16 protein-coding genes are annotated in these 16754 nt (G+C 36.4%); 8 read left to right on the forward strand and 8 right to left on the reverse strand.

All coding sequences use genetic code 11. The features are described 5' to 3' along the window. Positions 1-16 precede the first annotated feature (16 nt). The 6 genes from FVB32_RS08380 to FVB32_RS08405 all read left to right on the forward strand — a co-directional run bounded on the left by FVB32_RS08380 (position 17) and on the right by FVB32_RS08405 (position 6175). Positions 17-1399 carry an alpha/beta fold hydrolase gene (locus FVB32_RS08380; RefSeq protein WP_147743157.1) on the forward strand — a complete coding sequence of 461 codons (1383 nt, stop codon included), beginning with the start codon at positions 17-19 and terminating at the stop codon, positions 1397-1399. A 4-nt stretch (positions 1400-1403) separates the two neighbouring features. Further along, positions 1404-2246 (forward strand): DUF5694 domain-containing protein, encoded by an 843-nt coding sequence (locus tag FVB32_RS08385; RefSeq protein WP_147743160.1) that lies wholly within the window; start codon positions 1404-1406, stop codon positions 2244-2246. 78 nt (positions 2247-2324) lie between these two features. Then, positions 2325-2831, forward strand: coding sequence for a hypothetical protein (locus tag FVB32_RS08390; protein WP_147743163.1), 507 nt, complete (start codon positions 2325-2327; stop codon positions 2829-2831). A 6-nt stretch (positions 2832-2837) separates the two neighbouring features. After that, positions 2838-3539 (forward strand): LolA-like protein, encoded by a 702-nt coding sequence (locus FVB32_RS08395; RefSeq protein ID WP_147743166.1) that lies wholly within the window; start codon positions 2838-2840, stop codon positions 3537-3539. Between the two features lie 25 nt (positions 3540-3564). Beyond that, positions 3565-5727 carry a xanthine dehydrogenase family protein molybdopterin-binding subunit gene (locus FVB32_RS08400; RefSeq protein ID WP_147743169.1) on the forward strand — a complete coding sequence of 721 codons (2163 nt, stop codon included), beginning with the start codon at positions 3565-3567 and terminating at the stop codon, positions 5725-5727. Position 5728: 1 nt separating this feature from the next. Next, on the forward strand, positions 5729-6175 hold the full coding sequence (locus tag FVB32_RS08405; protein WP_147743172.1) for a (2Fe-2S)-binding protein: 447 nt from the start codon (positions 5729-5731) through the stop codon (positions 6173-6175). A gap of 3 nt (positions 6176-6178) precedes the next feature. On the opposite strand, the gene FVB32_RS08410 is transcribed toward FVB32_RS08405, so the two are convergent. From FVB32_RS08410 to FVB32_RS08445, 8 genes are all read right to left on the reverse strand, one after another. Further along, positions 6179-6844: a DUF2461 domain-containing protein gene (locus FVB32_RS08410; RefSeq protein ID WP_147743175.1), complete on the reverse strand. Its 666-nt coding sequence runs from the start codon at positions 6842-6844 to the stop codon at positions 6179-6181. A 2-nt stretch (positions 6845-6846) separates the two neighbouring features. Next, positions 6847-7182 carry a hypothetical protein gene (locus tag FVB32_RS08415; protein WP_147743177.1) on the reverse strand — a complete coding sequence of 112 codons (336 nt, stop codon included), beginning with the start codon at positions 7180-7182 and terminating at the stop codon, positions 6847-6849. A gap of 52 nt (positions 7183-7234) precedes the next feature. Then, entirely contained in the window at positions 7235-7606 is a 372-nt protein-coding gene (locus tag FVB32_RS08420) for a VOC family protein (RefSeq protein ID WP_147743180.1), read from the reverse strand. A gap of 95 nt (positions 7607-7701) precedes the next feature. Then, on the reverse strand, positions 7702-8505 hold the full coding sequence (locus tag FVB32_RS08425; RefSeq protein WP_147743183.1) for a sigma-70 family RNA polymerase sigma factor: 804 nt from the start codon (positions 8503-8505) through the stop codon (positions 7702-7704). Further along, positions 8493-8777, reverse strand: coding sequence for a Dabb family protein (locus FVB32_RS18050; protein ID WP_147743186.1), 285 nt, complete (start codon positions 8775-8777; stop codon positions 8493-8495). The genes FVB32_RS08425 and FVB32_RS18050 overlap by 13 nt, the downstream gene beginning before the upstream one ends. Positions 8778-8789: 12 nt before the next feature. After that, a complete protein-coding gene (locus tag FVB32_RS08435; RefSeq protein ID WP_147743189.1) occupies positions 8790-9404 on the reverse strand; it encodes a hypothetical protein in 615 nt (204 codons plus the stop codon). Between the two features lie 106 nt (positions 9405-9510). Further along, positions 9511-10881, reverse strand: coding sequence for a SusD/RagB family nutrient-binding outer membrane lipoprotein (locus FVB32_RS08440; RefSeq protein WP_147743192.1), 1371 nt, complete (start codon positions 10879-10881; stop codon positions 9511-9513). 6 nt (positions 10882-10887) lie between these two features. Continuing rightward, on the reverse strand, positions 10888-14112 hold the full coding sequence (locus tag FVB32_RS08445) for a SusC/RagA family TonB-linked outer membrane protein (protein WP_147743194.1): 3225 nt from the start codon (positions 14110-14112) through the stop codon (positions 10888-10890). 419 nt (positions 14113-14531) lie between these two features. On the opposite strand from FVB32_RS08445, the gene FVB32_RS08450 reads away from it, so the two are divergent. Together FVB32_RS08450 and FVB32_RS08455 are read left to right on the forward strand one after the other, a co-directional pair. Then, positions 14532-15623 carry a sensor histidine kinase gene (locus tag FVB32_RS08450; protein ID WP_147743197.1) on the forward strand — a complete coding sequence of 364 codons (1092 nt, stop codon included), beginning with the start codon at positions 14532-14534 and terminating at the stop codon, positions 15621-15623. Then, positions 15620-16387 carry a LytR/AlgR family response regulator transcription factor gene (locus FVB32_RS08455; protein ID WP_147743200.1) on the forward strand — a complete coding sequence of 256 codons (768 nt, stop codon included), beginning with the start codon at positions 15620-15622 and terminating at the stop codon, positions 16385-16387. The genes FVB32_RS08450 and FVB32_RS08455 overlap by 4 nt, the downstream gene beginning before the upstream one ends. The last annotated feature ends 367 nt before the right edge of the window (positions 16388-16754 follow it).

Raw genomic sequence — 16754 nt, forward strand, 5'->3', positions numbered from 1 at the left:
AATAAAAAAATTAAGAATGAGGTTAAAACTCTTGACATTTCTTCTAATATTAGCTTTCTCTTCTTGGTCACAAGAATTGCCCAGGAAGGCTGCCTTCGGAATCGGTGTTGTTAATTTAAACGATTCTATTATTAAAGCCAATAAACTCCAACAGAAAGAAGGAGTTTTAATAAATAGGGTATTGCCAAATACTACCGCTTCCAGCCTTAAGTTGCTACCAGGTGATGTAATAACCCAGATTAATCAAACTAAAATCACTCATCGAGTTCAAGTCTTTTCAATTAGTCGGGATGCGAGAGCAGGAGATAATTTTGAAATACATTATACAAGAGCTGATAAAAAACTAATATCAAAGGCAAAAGCCTTGGCTAAGCCAAAAGAAAACTCCCCCTTTGGGGAAGTGATTTATGGCAGTGTGCCCACGGAATTTGGTTTGCTAAGAACTATAATACATAAACCCACAGGGGTTGGGAATGCTCCGGCAATATTCTTTCTACAAGGTATCTACTGTTCATCCCAAGACTTTTGGTTGGCTTCAACCGAACCGACAAAACTATTAATAGACGATTTTGTCAAGGCAGGTTACATAGTCTATAGGGTCGAAAGGCCCGGTTTAGGGGATAGCGAGGGAATAAAACACTGCAGAGACCTAGATTTCAATGAAGAACTGGATATAACCAAATTAGCATACGAAGACCTATTAGGTCGAAAAGATGTGGACAGTTCCAATGTTTACCTGTTTGGTCACTCCATGGGAAGTGTAACCGCTCCATTACTGGCTAAAGAATTTCAACCCAAGGGAATTATTGTATATGCACCAATTTATAAAACATGGTTTGAATATTTTCTGGATAATTTCCGGGAACAACCGGTACATTTTGGAGTAGAATCCAAAGTCCAAATGGATGAAATGGTTAGAAATTCTATCCCGTTACTCTATCAATGGTTAATTGAGGGCAAGTCTCCTAATCAAATAAGAAATGACCCAAAAAATAAAGAGCTACTGAACCAATCACAAACTGTATTCAACTACAATCAGGGGCAAGATGAGTATTTCTTTGGAAGACACTATAGTTTCTTCAGCACTTTAAATTCTGTAAACAATGCCCTTGCTTGGTCAAAGGTAAAATCCCATGTTTTGGCTATTTACGGCACATCAGACTATGTTGCATTAAGTGAAGAAGGCGCACAAGATATCGTGGCCACCGTGAATGAAAATAATGAGGGAAAAGGAACTTATTTGGAGGTCCCTGAAGGCGACCACTACTTTGCCAAGGTAGCATCAAAAAGAGAAGGTGCCAAACTCTCTCAATATAACAATTACGTACAATACGCGAGACAAAATTATCATGCTGATATTTCGGCGAAAACCATTGAATGGATAAAAACAATAAACTAGAAAAATGAAAAGCTTGATTCCAGTCCTTCTAATCTTTCTTTCGGTGTTCAGTTTATCTGCCCAAAAGCTACCCAGTGAATTTTTCGAACAAAAACCAGTTGAAGTGATGGTTTTGGGAACCTATCACATGGCTAATCCTGGTTTGGATGCGGCCAACATCAAAAGTGATGATGTGAAATCCTTAAAAAGACAGAAAGAAATACAGCAAGTGGTTGAGAAATTGGCACAATTCAAACCAACCAAAATTGCAATTGAAAGAAGTTATAGTAAAAAAGATTTGTTTAATGAGAAATATAGAAAATACGTTTCCCATGGTATAAATGATAGTCTTTCGCGCAGTGAAGCTGAGCAAATCGGATTTCGACTAGCACGTAAATTAGGTCATTCTTCGATTTATTCAATTGACCACAAACTAAATATGGATAATGAAGCTATGAGAGAATTTCTTCAAAGGAACAGTGATGTGGCAAAAATCATTGGAGAATCAACCCAAAACATACAAAACGCATTAAATCAACTGACCGACGAGAAATTATTCAACGGTAGTATATGTGAGTTCTTAAAATTTATGAATTCCGAGGACGCCATCTACGAAAACCATCTAATGTATATGCAATTTCTAAGACTCATTGGGAAAGATGAAAATTATGGGGGCGTGGACATGGTCTCGAGTTGGTATAAGCGTAATCTAGGGATTTTCCATAATCTAACGAGGATTACAAACTTTGAAAATCCCGAGGAGGAGCGAATTCTAGTAATCTTTGGTCAAGGACACTCTTATCTACTAAAACAATTTATAAAGGAGGCAAATTATTACCGTCGCATAGATGCAACTAATCTCTTATAAAAGGATGAATATATCTATAGCTATTTGTCTCCTTTAATTTTAGCCTTTAAAAGGCTGGGATTGAAATAAAATCATGGAATGAAAAACCTCTGTATAATTGTTTTTTTCTTTGCCGCCAACCTTATAATCGCTCAACATAGCCCAGGATGTTCTAGTCAATCTTATGCCTTGATGGATTATTGGGTAGGTGATTGGAATGTCTATGAAAACGATGAACTGGTAGGAACCAACAGCATCGAAAAAATTGTTGACGGGTGTGCTGTGCTAGAAAATTGGAAAAGTAAATTTGGTCAACCAGGGTTAAGTCTTTTTTACATTGATAATAAAACCAAAACGTGGAAGCAGATTTGGGTCACTGGGCAATCCAATAAACCATGGGGGCAAAAGGAAAAGTCACTCATTTATCATAAAAAGGATTCTCTATTAATATTTCAGGGTTCATATGTAGTTAAACAAGAAAACTATTTGGATAGAACATTACTTCTCAAACAATCAGATACAGAAGTTCTACAAACTATTCAAATATCCAAGGATGGAGGTTTAACTTGGGAAACAACCTTTAACGCATTCTATAAAAGGAAGTGATTGACTATGAAAAAGTTGTATCTACTAATACTTGTACTAATTGCAGTTCAAGGAATATGGGCACAGCAAAGTGCACAAACTATAATTGAAAAATATGCCCAAAAAATTGGGGGCAAAAAAGCTTGGCAAGCCTTAAAGTCATATCACATGGAGCTTGACGGAAAAGCTGGTGAAAATCAATTTTCAAGTCATCAATATATGCTCAAACCCAATTGCTTTAAAATGACATTCAAGTATCCCGAAAGATTACGTGTTTTGAGTTATGACGGCATCAGTGGTTACATAACCAATAATGAAATACCAGAAGAAATGCCCAAGGGAATGGAAACCGAAATGCGGGAAGAAGCAGAATTCTTTGATGAATTGATACTGTATAAAGAAAAAAGATATACCACAAGGCTAGAACGAGATACAATAATAAATCATAAGGATTATTATAAAATAAGTCTGTATAAAAATTCCAAAGACACACAGTGGTACTACATTAATAAATCAAGCTATTTAGTAGAGATTGTTGAAGAATACTCTGAAGAAAAAAAATGGAATGGCACACTTTTTAAAACAGTCTTTGACAACCATCGGCAAGTTCAAGATGTCAAATTTCCTTTTAAAATAAGCTTATTTGCCAACAATGATTTATTAATGGAATACAGCATCACGAGAATTGAGCTGAACCCTCAATTATCGAAAGCCGATTTTAAACTATAAGATAACCAACAAGATATTTCTAAAGATGATCAATAGAAGAGATTTTATGAATCTAAGCTTTACAGCGGGTTCGGGCTTAATTTTAGGGGTAAACTACTCTTGTATTCAAGGAAACACTGAAAAGCATGAAAAGATTGAAATAAAAAATTACTCCTTTAACCCCTTTCTCGAACTTACTAACACCAATAAAGCTACTATATATATTCCAGTGCCTGAGATAGGCCAAGGACCAAGGACAGCACTCGCAATGATTGTATGCGAAGAATTGGAAATTCCCTTTGCTAATGTTAGTGTGAAGCAAGCTATTGCCTCGACAATTTATGGGGATATGTCAGCAGCAGGTTCAGAAACAATAGATAAATTTTATTTGCCATTAAGGGAAGCAGGAGCGACAGCAAAGGATATGTTAAAGCTTGCGGCCGCTAATATTTGGAACGTAACTTCCAAGAATTTACATTGCAAAAATGGCTATGTCCTAGACACTGAGAGTGAAAGAAAATTATCGTACGGCGAATTGGCTGATGAAGCTTCGAAGCTGCCTATTCCCGAAAGTGTTGGTCTGAAAAAACCACAGGACTTCAATCTGATAGGAACCAAACAAAAGAGCCCGGATCTAAGAGATATGGTTACCGGAAAAGCGATATATGGTTTTGATGCCTCATTGGAGGGCATGAAATATGTTTCAATTGTACGTCATCCAGTAAGAGAAGCCAAGGTCAAGTCATTTAAACCGGAAAGGGCCTTGGCCATTCCTGGTGTTTCACAAGTCATAGAAGTTAAGCACTTTAAACCGATTCCGTATGCCGAAGTTCTTCCTGGGGTTGCAGTGATTGCTAAAGATTCTTATACCGCTTTAAAGGCGAAAAAACTACTTGAAATTGAGTGGGACCTGAGCGAAATCGAAAATGAAGATGAGGAGGCTTTCCAAAATCAATATCAAAAGCTAAAATCTCAACCTCCTGAGTTCGTCTTGAGAAAACCAGATATAAGTAAAATAATCTCGGATAGGGTACTAGAATTTGACTATAAGATACCTTTCTGGGGGCATTTTTGTATGGAACCCATGAATTTTTTAGCTTCATATCATGATGACAAATGTGTGTTAATTGGATCCAATCAGCGACCCAACCTTATTCAAGATTTAATATCAAAAATATTTAAACTCCCTTTGGAAAATGTGATTGTAGAGACAACCTTAGGGGGGGGTGGTTTTGGTAGAAGATTGGCCGTTGATTATGCTCTTGAGGCTTTGATAATTTCCAAAGAAGTTGGTCATCCGGTCAAGACTCTTTGGACCAGGGAAGAAAATACTCTTCAAGACTATTTTAGAAGTCTTTCATATCATAATTTCAGAATAGGTATAAAAAATAACCAAATACATAGCTGGTTTCATCATATTATGACGAAACCTATAGCTGGCGGTCCAAGATATGAAGTCCAAGGAGCAGCAGATATTCCTTTTAATATTGAGAATATTGCTATTGGTTATACTCCTTTAAAAACAAACATCCGTATCGGGTCGTGGCGCTCGGTTTCACATTCTTACAACGTGTTTGTTGTGAACAATGTTATTACAGAGGTCGCATTGGGCTTAGGACTTGATCCTTTTAGATATTATTTAGAACTATTAGGCAATGAGAATTCAAAAACAATAAAACTGCCATTAAGAGGGTCACGAGGTACCGTTGAATGCAATCTTGATAGATTAAGAAATGTATTAGTCAAAGCAGCAGAATTATCAGGATGGAACGACCAAAATGGAAAAAACAGTGCACTTGGTATAGCTTGCACTTACTTTAAAAAATCTTATGCTGCTCATGTTGCAGAAGTAATTATGAAAAACAATAAAGTGCGCTTAACTAAAATTACATCTGTTTTGGATTGCGGGAAAGTGGTAAACCCTCTAGGAGTACGAGCACAAATGGAAGGCTCAATTTCAGACGCTATTGCAGTCACCTTGAAATCCAATATTACCATTCAAGATGGCCAACCTCAAGAGTTAAATTTTGATGCACATGATATAACAAGGATTCAAGATATGCCTGAATTACAACTCCATATCATAGATTCCAACGAGAACCCAAGCGGGGCAGGCGAGCCCCCTTTTCCTTCAGTCCCTCCGGCAATAGCCAATGCTGTATTTACATTGACCAACAAAAAGATAAGAACACTACCAATACAAATTTAAGATGATAACACTAACGATCAATAATGAAAAGTATCAAATAGATGCGTCTTCGGAAACTCCTTTGTTATGGGTGCTACGAGACCATTTGAATCTTAAGGGTTCAAAATACAGCTGCGGAATTGCAGCGTGCGGTGCCTGCAAAGTTTTGGTTGATGGAAATGCCGTACCTTCATGTGTATTGCCAATAGCATCTGTTATTGATGCCAAGATAACTACAATAGAAGGTTTGGGTACAGCTGAAGAATTACATCCCGTACAGAAAGCGTGGATTAAGGAAAATGTACCACAGTGTGGTTATTGCCAAACTGGACAAATCATCACAGCTGTTTCAATCTATGACAAACATGATAACTTAAAAAAAGATGAAGTACTTTCAATTATGAATAGCAATATTTGCCGCTGCGGTACATACGATAGAATAAAAAAAGCCCTTGACGGGCTCTTTTAACGATTAATTCAAAGCATTTTCGAAAAACCTATTTAATGGAAGTGCTTTTTTATACTTTGAAATCAATAATGCTATTAAATCATCTTTGAGTAATTCTTCTGGGCTTATCTTAAAATACCAATAAAACTCCTTGTTCTTTATCAGCGGTTGTTTTTGGGCAACTTCGGTATATTCTTTTGGAATACGTTGATGCTTTTCCCCTAAAATCTGGCCATACAAATCAACAAAATCCTTGCTCGAGATCAAATCATTAAATTCGGTCAAATGGACATTTATTTGCTCCCTAATGGATTGCAATTGTGTCTTGTCCAAACCATGACACCCCGAGTATACGCGCACATCCTTATGATTTGCTTGTATGTAAAACCCAGGTTTAGATTTGTCTTTTTTCCCATTTGGCAAAATAATTGACGACATCTGAATTTTATATGGAGTCTTATCCTGGCTAAACCTTGTATCTCTATTAATTCGCATAATAGAATGGTTCTCTTGGAGGTTTTTGTCTGGATACAACACTTGAAGATCATAAACTAGGTCGGATACAAACTTCTTAAAGGGAATTTTTACGGATTTTTCATATCGCTTCCGGTTTAAATCAAACCAAGATTTGGAATTGTTTTTTTCCAATTCTTTGAAAAAAGCCAAAAAATCTTCGTCAAAATACTTCATATTCAACAAATTGAAATTAATATCAAAACGATTGCCGAAATTGCAAAAATGCCATGAATTAAGATTGCTGATTTGGGTCCAAGCTGACCCTTTTTGTGGTTATTGACCAAATATAAACCTCCAAAAGCGGCCATTAAAAGCATGGCAAAAGCAATCCATAGTTCCAATATTCCCATTGTGATAGCATTGTAAAAGACCAATATTAAGACTAGAAGACCTATAACACCGTGAATATTTGCTGCAGACAGTGGTGGTTTTTTATTAGAAAAAATTGCAAACGCCAAATAAATACCTCCAATTACGGCTAAACTTAAAACTAGAATAAGAACGATTTTCATTTAATTAGATTTTAATTAGGAAAAAGTGGTTTGAGTTTCGTAATGGAACAAATTAAACTGCCGAGTGCAACCCAACAATGTTTCCTTCAGTATCCATTATTAGCGCTATGTTTCCAAATTCTCCAATATTAGTTTTGGGCATAATAATTTGACCCCCTGAACCGGGTACAAGACCTAAGACTTCGTCAATTCGTCCATTTACATCAAAATAAATGGTGGTTCCCTCGGTACTTGGCTTTTGTTGTGGATTAGATCCTATGGCTCCGCTTACACCACCATCCTGAGGGTTAGAAAAAAAGGCATTTTCAAATCCATCCGGACTTGGCATTCTAAACATTTGAATTTCTAGTACTGTACTATAAAATTCGATCGCTCTATCAAAATCTATTGATGGTAAATTAAACCAATTAATTACATTTTTCATTTCTTTAGTTTTTATTTATAAATGCGTACAATACTTAGACGATTTATAATCCAAAAACGGACGAAAAAAATTATAAATAATTAAAAATCAGTGATTTAAGCGTTCTTTGCAAGCTGATGTTTTGCCCATCGAGGGGAGTTTTCGATTAAGTAGTTGTGAAGATCAATGCCCTCTCCTTTTAAAGGATCAATATTGCGGGTAAGTTCCAATCGCAGGGCCAGAAGCTCTTCATAATTTTTATTTCGAGCTTCCTTTATCATTTTTATTTTATTTGACTCAATATATAAATCTTGATCAGGATTAAAACGCTTATTCAAACCTGTACATTGATGACATATGCCCTGCTTGTTGATCAAGGCGCAACGTTTTTTGAATATTCTTATCATGTCTTTTCGAGAATTAGCAATGGCATGTTTGACTTTACCCTTGGTTAAATTCGTAATAAACATTATCTCATCAATTTTAAAATTGTATACTTCTTTTAATAAAAGGCAAACCTGATTGGTTAGCGGTAATGTCTTGGTAACACAGCTAAAACAGTAGTTGATATGCTCTCTTATTATGAATTTACCATGCTCAGAGGTTCTGGATACTTCAAATTTCTTTTTTAGTAGTTTTTTATCCTGGATATGAGCATCTTTAACCAATTCCATCCAATCTTCTCCCCAACGCTGACGAGCTCTTAAGCTGTCTTTGGCCAAATTGATTGCGATGGTAAAAACCCATGTTTTAAAAGAGGCCTTTTGCTCATACGATTTTATGTTGGCGAAGGTTTTTATATAAGTCTCTTGAGCTATGTCTTCTGTTTCCTGTTTATGTGTAACAATGCGATATATAAATGATTTTAGCTCATCTTGAAATAAGATAAATTGATTCTGATAATGCTTTATATTGTCCATAGGTATTGCTGTAAAGTTTCCATTGAACTAAATTCCATATCAATAATAACATCAAAGTTTCCAGTAGACTTTTTAAAACTGTTTATTGATATATTATTTATGCCTTCGATTTTTAATGGCAATGAGTCAAATATCTTTAAAAATTCGAACTTACCGTTCTTGGGGACGTTTTTCGACCATTTATATAATAATATTTGATGAATATCTTTAGATTCTTGACCATGAACGTTTAAGATAACAACACTGAAAAAGAGAAAGAAATATTTGTGCATACTAAGGTTGTTTCAAATGATTGGAGAGAGAGGGTCGTACGAGATATGGGACATGTCATTTAAGAGTTGATAATCAATCAGTTCAATGCGCTGTTTGCCTCCTTGCTCCACAGCCTCTTTCCATAAATTTATTTTGCGGTAACTTGTCATTTCACCAAGAAAATACGTTTTACTTTTAGGATTAGAATTTCCATGTGCACTGGGATTGCCACCGTGATCTAAAGCAATCCAAAATATTGAATTGCCTTTGAAAGAAAAATGGATTTTGTTAGACTCCATTTCATAAGATAGATTTCGTTCTTTCCTAGATAACAAATGAAAAATTCGAGTTGGGATACCTTGCCAAAACAAATGATAATCATTGACTGTTTTTTCATCCCAAAATGAAGAAACACCTTTCTCAATAGTCCATCCATTCGTTCTATTTAAAACTTTGGTGCTATTCTTCTGGTTGCTTCTAGTTTGAATCTTAATCCTAGGTTCTTCGAAGTCTATCCAAAAACTCCTGACCATAGGCAATTCTAGATTTCTTTGGTGAGCTATTGCCAGCATATAACATCCTTTTGCATTTTTCCAGACCTCTTTATCACCAATGGCCTTCATGAGCTGCTTTACCAAATCTTGCATTCCTTGGAAGGTTATTCATTATGCTAATAATACTATAACAAAACCACCCAATTGATATTAATCAGGTGGTTGTTCTAACTCAAATCAACTATTTACTAATGTAAAATCAATTGCTTGGAAAAGCCCACAAATCATCATCTAATAAATGCCCCCCCTGTGATGATATTGCGGCCTCATAGTTAGCTGTGTTTGTCTGTCTTTCAGTAAGTGGATATAAATACCTTCTTGGAATAACCCCGGTTGGGTTTACGCTCGGTACAGCGTCGGGATTTGGCACTAAATCAGGATACCCTGTACGCCTGTAATCTACCCAAGATTCAAATGGGGCATTACCGTATAGAGATTTATACTTTTCTTCTATTATGGTTTCTATTTTTTCAGATTCAGTGCCTGAAATAGCTAAACTACTGGTGTATGAATCCGCATCGGTTTGCGACACCCCAATATATAGCATATTGGCTTCAACAGCATCTCGCAATGCTTGTAAAGCATCAGCATCAGCACCTCCAGTTCTAACAATGGCTTCAGCCTCTATAAATTTCACTTCCCAATAAGAAATCAATGGCGTGGGCGACGAAAATTGTCCCCAAAAGAGTCCTGCCAAACCAGCAAATGATTCACCGTCCGTTGTATATAGGGGTAATCTAGGATCGCCCACCATCATAGCACTTAATGTCGGTGAAAATCCCATAGTACTTGGTCTATCATTATCAAATAAGGCCAATGGATTTGCATTTTGAGCAGGCGAACTGTATATAAAATCTGGTTGTTCGGCAGTACTTGTAAAAGCTTGTTGCGCTTCCTGCAAGGCGTTTTGAGCGGCTGATACCCCGTTAACTGATGTAAGATGCATATAGTATCTAGCTTTTAAAGCGTGAGCTACCCCTTCCCAGTTTACGTTATCTGCTGAACCAGCACCCGCAAAGGCACCTACACCGGCACTAACTCCCTCGTTTATTGATTCATCCAACAATCGTTGGATAGCATCATATAAATTGGATTGTTGATCGTATACAGGGATTAAATTTCCTTGGTCTCCAATAAAAGCTTCTGAAAATGGAACATCTCCCCAAGAACTAGTTGCTACGCCTAAGTTTGCAGCCATGTATAATTTAGCCAAAGCACTAATTTCGCCAGAACTATTGTCAATTATTACAAAACAGTCCCGCATAGATCCTGCACCGTATAGACCAGTATCCCATAAACCGGCTACGCCACCCTCAGGAATATTATACTGGCCAATGGCAATCTGTTGCGCATCCAATCCTTCAAAATGTTGAATTATGATTCCAGCGGACCTACCACCAAGAGCGACCAAATTTCTATGTGTTTGAGCAATCATACCGGGATAGATCGCCCCAGCATTTATACTTTCTGCAGAAGGATTATCCGGGTCAACGTTTATATCAGTTATTTCACAAGAGAAAAAGACTGAGAAAAATAAAACTATTGATGATATTTTTTTAATTGTTTTCATATTCTTCTAAAAGTTAAGTTTTACATCAAGACCGTAGCTTTTTGTATTAGGTTGGTTAAAGTATTCCAAACCAAACCCATTAGTATCTCCGGTTAGGTTGGTTTCCGGATCCAATCCTGGATAATCAGTCTCTAGCCATAAGTTCCTACCATGAACAGAAATTGACAACCCTTCCAGAAACGTCTTATTCAATATTTTATCTGGAAAATTATAGGTCAACGAGACCTCTCTTAAACGTATCCAGGATGAGTCAAATACGGCACTTTCCGAAAGTCCACCGAAGCCATATCGTCGATAAAAATTATTGTTTTCACTAATAGTTGGATCTGATATCGCTACAACTTGATTGTTAACCTGGCCAGTGGATTGAACTACACCTGGAAAAACAGTAGTTTGGTCCCTGTTCAATGTCAACTCTGACACTCCGAAGTAGTTCAATATGCCACAGGTACCACACCAAACATCGCCTCCCTCTCTTATATCCAGCAAAGCTGTTAAAGTGATGTTTTTATATCTAAAAGAATTGTTGATGCCGGCAGTCCAATCAGGTATGGGGTCTCCTACTACTCCTTGCGTAGGATCAGCTAACGGATAACCATTATCATCAATTAGGACATCGCCATTATCATTGCGCAAAAAGCGAGTGCCAAATAATGCTCCATAGGGTTCTCCCACTACCGCCCTGGAACTAGTGCCCGCAAATCCATTTAAAGTAATGGATTGTACTCCTTCAACTAATTCCTCAACGGTATTTTCATAAGTTGTCCAGTTCACATCAAGATTCCACGTAAAATTTGCAGATTGAATCGGGACTATACCTAAAGCGACTTCGAAACCTTCATTTGTTACTAGTCCAGCATTCGCAATTCTCGTAAGAAAACCAGAAGACGAAGCAGTATTTACTGGTATGATTTGACCATCTGTTTCTTTATCATAGTATGTAAAATCCAATTTTACACGATTCTGAAACAAGCCTAGTTCTAGGCCAATTTCAAATTCAGTAGTTTCTTCCGGTTCTATAAATGGATTTCCTGCCTGGGATGATCTCTCAAATGAAGTACTATCGTAAGCTGGGAAGGTAACACTTTGAATAAACCCGTCACCACTCACAAAAGTACTTGCAAAGTTTGTAATGGTTGAGAATACAGGTGCATCGTTACCCTGCTTACCCCAAGAAGCTCTTAGTTTTCCATAATTAACGACTGAATCTTCTTTTAGCAATTCAGAAAAGACAAAGCTTCCCCCAAAAGAAAAAGATTGGAAGGTATTGTTCCCTACTGGTAAGGTTGAGGACCAGTCATTTCTAAAGGAAGGTGTAAAAAACAACATATTGTTATAGCCCACTGTGCCTGTTGCGAAGGCACCGATCAACTTCTTGGGAGTTTGCGATAATTCTTGGGCTTGCGTCGTACTAACGTTGCTTAAATTAAAAAACCCAGGAATTGTTAATCCATCTCCTATAACAGTTTGTCGATTACTTTTTGTGTAAAACCCATCATAACCTATTGCCCCGGTTAAACTAAGTTTTTCATTAAAATCATAATTAATATTAGCTAGAACATTCCAGTTAATATCTTGATTGGCAATTACGTCGTTGATAACCCTGCCGTTACCAAAACTGGCATCGATAATATCGAAACCTATTTTTCTAGTATCCGTATATCTGTCAATGGAAACGGTTGATTTTATGGACAACCAATCCCTGAAGTCATATGACAAACCTACTTTACCTATAAATCGGTTAACGTCATCCAGATTGGTGTTTCTAGCAACCGTGAAATAGGGATTGTTGTAAATCCCATTCCTATAACTTCGATGTCCTGGAAGCTCCGCTCCTGGAATGTCATAAAAATAAGAAGATTCATTATCCGCTCCAGCTTGTCCTGTCAAACCATTTCCATTGTCAAAAGTGGGAGTTGTTCTTAATAGGCCTAACATGATACCAGAAATATTTGAACCTCTTTGTACTCTATTACCTCCAGAATTGGTATATTGACCGGAAGCATCCAAGGCTAGTTTATCGTTAAGTTGGGCTTTGACGTCCAACCTATACGTTTGCCTATCAAACAATTCATTAGGTGCTATACCTTTTTGGTGCAATCTCCCAACGTTGAATCGATAATTTACTTTTTCGTTCCCTCCACTTACACCAAAATTGATGTCTGTACGCTGTCCTACTTTAAAGAAATCATAATGATCAAAGGTTCTAGCTTGCTGTCCATTGCCTGTGCCTGCAGGAACCAATCGACCTCTAGGATCAAAGGGGTATGTTGCGTCTCCGTCATATTCCAGATCTGCTACCCGTGGACCCCATGAATCGCCTTCAAAAGTTTCAGGCCCTCTCCATTGTAACCCGCTACCATCTGGATTATGACGACCCTGGGCGTATTCTCTTTGTAATCTAGGTACCTTATTGAATTCTGACAAAGAGGTGGAAGTGGAAAAAGTATATCTGGTTTTTCCTGCACTACCTTTTTTGGTGGTAACAAGTATTACCCCGTTAGCTGCACGTAAACCATATAAAGTTTGAGCTGCTACCCCTTTCAAGATATTTATAGATTCAATATCACTCGAGTTTAGGTCTACTGCCCTATTTGAGAAATCTGACCCTCCCAAGCTGGAATTGTTGAATGACTGTGTTGGATCTTCAGAAAAGGAAGAGTTATCTATGGGCACTCCATCAACTACAAATAGTGGAGAATTTGATCTCGTAATAGATGTATTACCTCTTATCCGAATATTTGCGGATGCCCCCACAGAACCGGAAGAAGTAGTAACCTGAACCCCGGCAGCTTTTGCGCTTAAGGCCGAAACCAAGTTGGTTTCTTGGGACTTGGTCACGTCATCCGAACCAACACTTTGAACGGAATAACTTAAAGAGCGTGGTGTAGCCTCGATACCTTGGGCCGTTACAACAACTTCATCCAGCGCATTACCAAAATTCAAGGAAGCATTGATAGTATTTGAACTCCCAACTGATATTTCTTGCTCGGTAAAACCGATATAACTGAAAACTAGTATATCCCCAGTGTCAGCGTTAATAGTATAGTTCCCATCAAAATCTGTTTGGGTACCGTTGGTGGTACCTTTAACAACAACGTTTGCTCCAGGCAGTGGTTCACCAGACTCATCTGAAACAGCACCTGAAATTACTCTTTCTTGTGAGTAGGTAAAATTGGTGAACATCATCAAAAATGCCCCCACATACAGAAGTTTTAAATTTTGTTTCATAAAACATTTTTTAAAGTTAGTTGGGTCAAATGTATCTGCTTGCAGCCTTGAAGAAGTAATTTATGATGCCGTTGGAAATTATTGTTGCGAGCTGTTTTGAAGGCAGGATTATCTTGGATGGGAAAAAGTAAAATCAGCTGTTGTGTCCAAAATTAAATCCTGTCGCAACATCAATTGTTCATTCGCAACATATTTTTTAATCTATAATACCTTAGGAAATACATTAGCAAAAAGTCCCACTTAGACTTTGTCTTACAGTGTGATTATTTGAATTAGCAAACAGGCCAAGGAGTGAATACCTTGGCTTTTTTGCTTTTTCTAATGGTATAAATCCCCAAAAAAGATGTAGAATGCAATTTTCGATGCGCATGACAATAATGAAGCAGAACTCAAAAAAAATTAATACCTAAATTGCAAGGATGCAATTCTTTAGAAGGAAGAAAGCTCCAATAAGGAGATTACATATTTATTTGATTGCTCTTTTGTTTGCTACAATTGTCACTATACAATCAGCTACAACAAATGAGAATGGTCAAATTGTACTGAACATCACTTTTATAATTCTATTTTATATAAACTACATTGTATGGGCTTTAATTTTTGATTGGGTTTTTGGATTGTTTTTAAGCATAAAGGAATTCAAAAAACCAGTATTAAAAAACCTTATCTCAGTAGTAATAAATTTGCTTCTATTAGCTCTTGCGCATAGTTTTATATCCAATATTATCTTTTATATCTATAGATTGATAATAGGTTCAAAGAAATTTAATGAGATAGTCCCTCAGTTTCTAGAGTATTTCTCACGAATATATTCGCAAAGACTTTTGGATATTATAATAATACTGGGGCTCTTAAAGATTCTTGATCTTTTTAGAACCTCTCAAAGTAGAAAATTAAAGGTGGCAGAACTTGAAAATCAACTTCACATGTCGCAACTACAATCTTTAAGAGCTCAATTGAATCCACATTTCTTATTTAATTCACTTCATGCTTTGCACACTTTAATAGGCCATAATGATGAAAAAGCAAAGAATATGGTAATTAAAATTAGCAATCTACTGAGAAGAATATTGGACCATAGTGACAAGCAATTAATAACTTTAGAAGAAGAATTGGAGTACTTAAAAGACTATTTGGATATAGAGCAAGAACGTTTTCATGACCGCTTGACCATAGATTTCAATATTGATTCAAATTCAAAAAAGTTCATGGTGCCGTCACTTATGTTACAAACTTTGGCAGAAAATGCCTTTAAACATGGTATTTCATTACTAGTGGGTAAAGGAATAATAAAATTATCTACTAAATTAAATGAGGATAGATTATTAATTTCAATGAGTAATACAACACCGCTGGAAAATAATGGCCTACGTAATAATTCGACCAAAGTTGGTTTAAAAAACTTAAGAAAACGCTTGATTGGAATCTACGGCGAAAATCAAAGTATCGCCACTATTAAGAACAAAACTATTTTTAAGGTAGATATCATGCTTAAAAGTACTCGAGAATGAAAGCAACCCTTATTATCGTTGATGATGAACCTCATGCAAGAAGATACATTCTCAGTCTTTTGCAAAAGGATATAGAGATAGAAATTCTAGGGGAATGTAAAAATGGTCGCGAGGCGCTTGAACTTATTTCCACCCATAAACCAGATATAATATTGTTGGATATACAGATGCCTGGAATATCAGGGATTGACGTAGCAGATAGTTTGAAAAACTCCAATTCTATTGTAATTTTTACTACTGCGTATAACCAATATGCATTAAAAGCCTTCGAAACAGAAGCTTTCAATTACTTGTTGAAACCCTTTGATGAAAAGCGTTTTTTTGAAGTAATTAACCGTGCTAAAAGTATCATTCAGTTAAAACAACGGGCGAATTTCAATAATAGGATTATGCGTTTGTTCAACGATTTCAACAAATCGCAATCTCCGCAGTTAACTGAATTCAAAATAAAAGATAAGGGCTTGGAGCGGGTGATTAAAATAAGTGAAGTTGTTTATCTAGAAGCCCGATCTGTCTATATCATTATCCATACTAAGGACAAGGATATCCTTTACAGAGCTGCCTTAAATTTGCTTGAACAACAATTACCTGCAAATTTTTTACGAATTCATAGATCGCAAATCATCAACCTTAATGAGGTGACGAAGTACAAGTACTTAAACAATAACACGTTTGATTTTATAATGTCAAATGATCAAAAAATTACTTCAAGTAGGTCTTACAAAAATCAAATAAGCAATAAGCTTATGGAATCTCAAAATTAATACTGTTTTATTTTTTAGAATATTCTTAAGAATTAAATTGACACAGATATTTCCGACTTAATTCCGGCATAATTTTTTATTATATAAGTTAAGCATTTGATAATCAAATAAATACAACCATTTAATATCTGCCTTCAAAGCAGACGGTATTGGTTCGAATCCTATCGCGATCACACCTTAAAAGTCCTAGTTTTTCTGTTTTTTTGTTATTACGAAGGTAATTCCTTCCTTGAGGAGTGCATCCAGTTGCAAATCCAAATTTTACTCTTGGGTGCTTACCCTGACGTATCCAAAAATCATATAGGTTAAGTTTAAATAAAGGTAAAAATCTAGACTATTTATTTAGTATTGGCAAATAGACTTTATG

This window comes from Flagellimonas hymeniacidonis, from assembly GCF_008040165.1.
Taxonomy (GTDB): domain Bacteria; phylum Bacteroidota; class Bacteroidia; order Flavobacteriales; family Flavobacteriaceae; genus Flagellimonas; species Flagellimonas hymeniacidonis.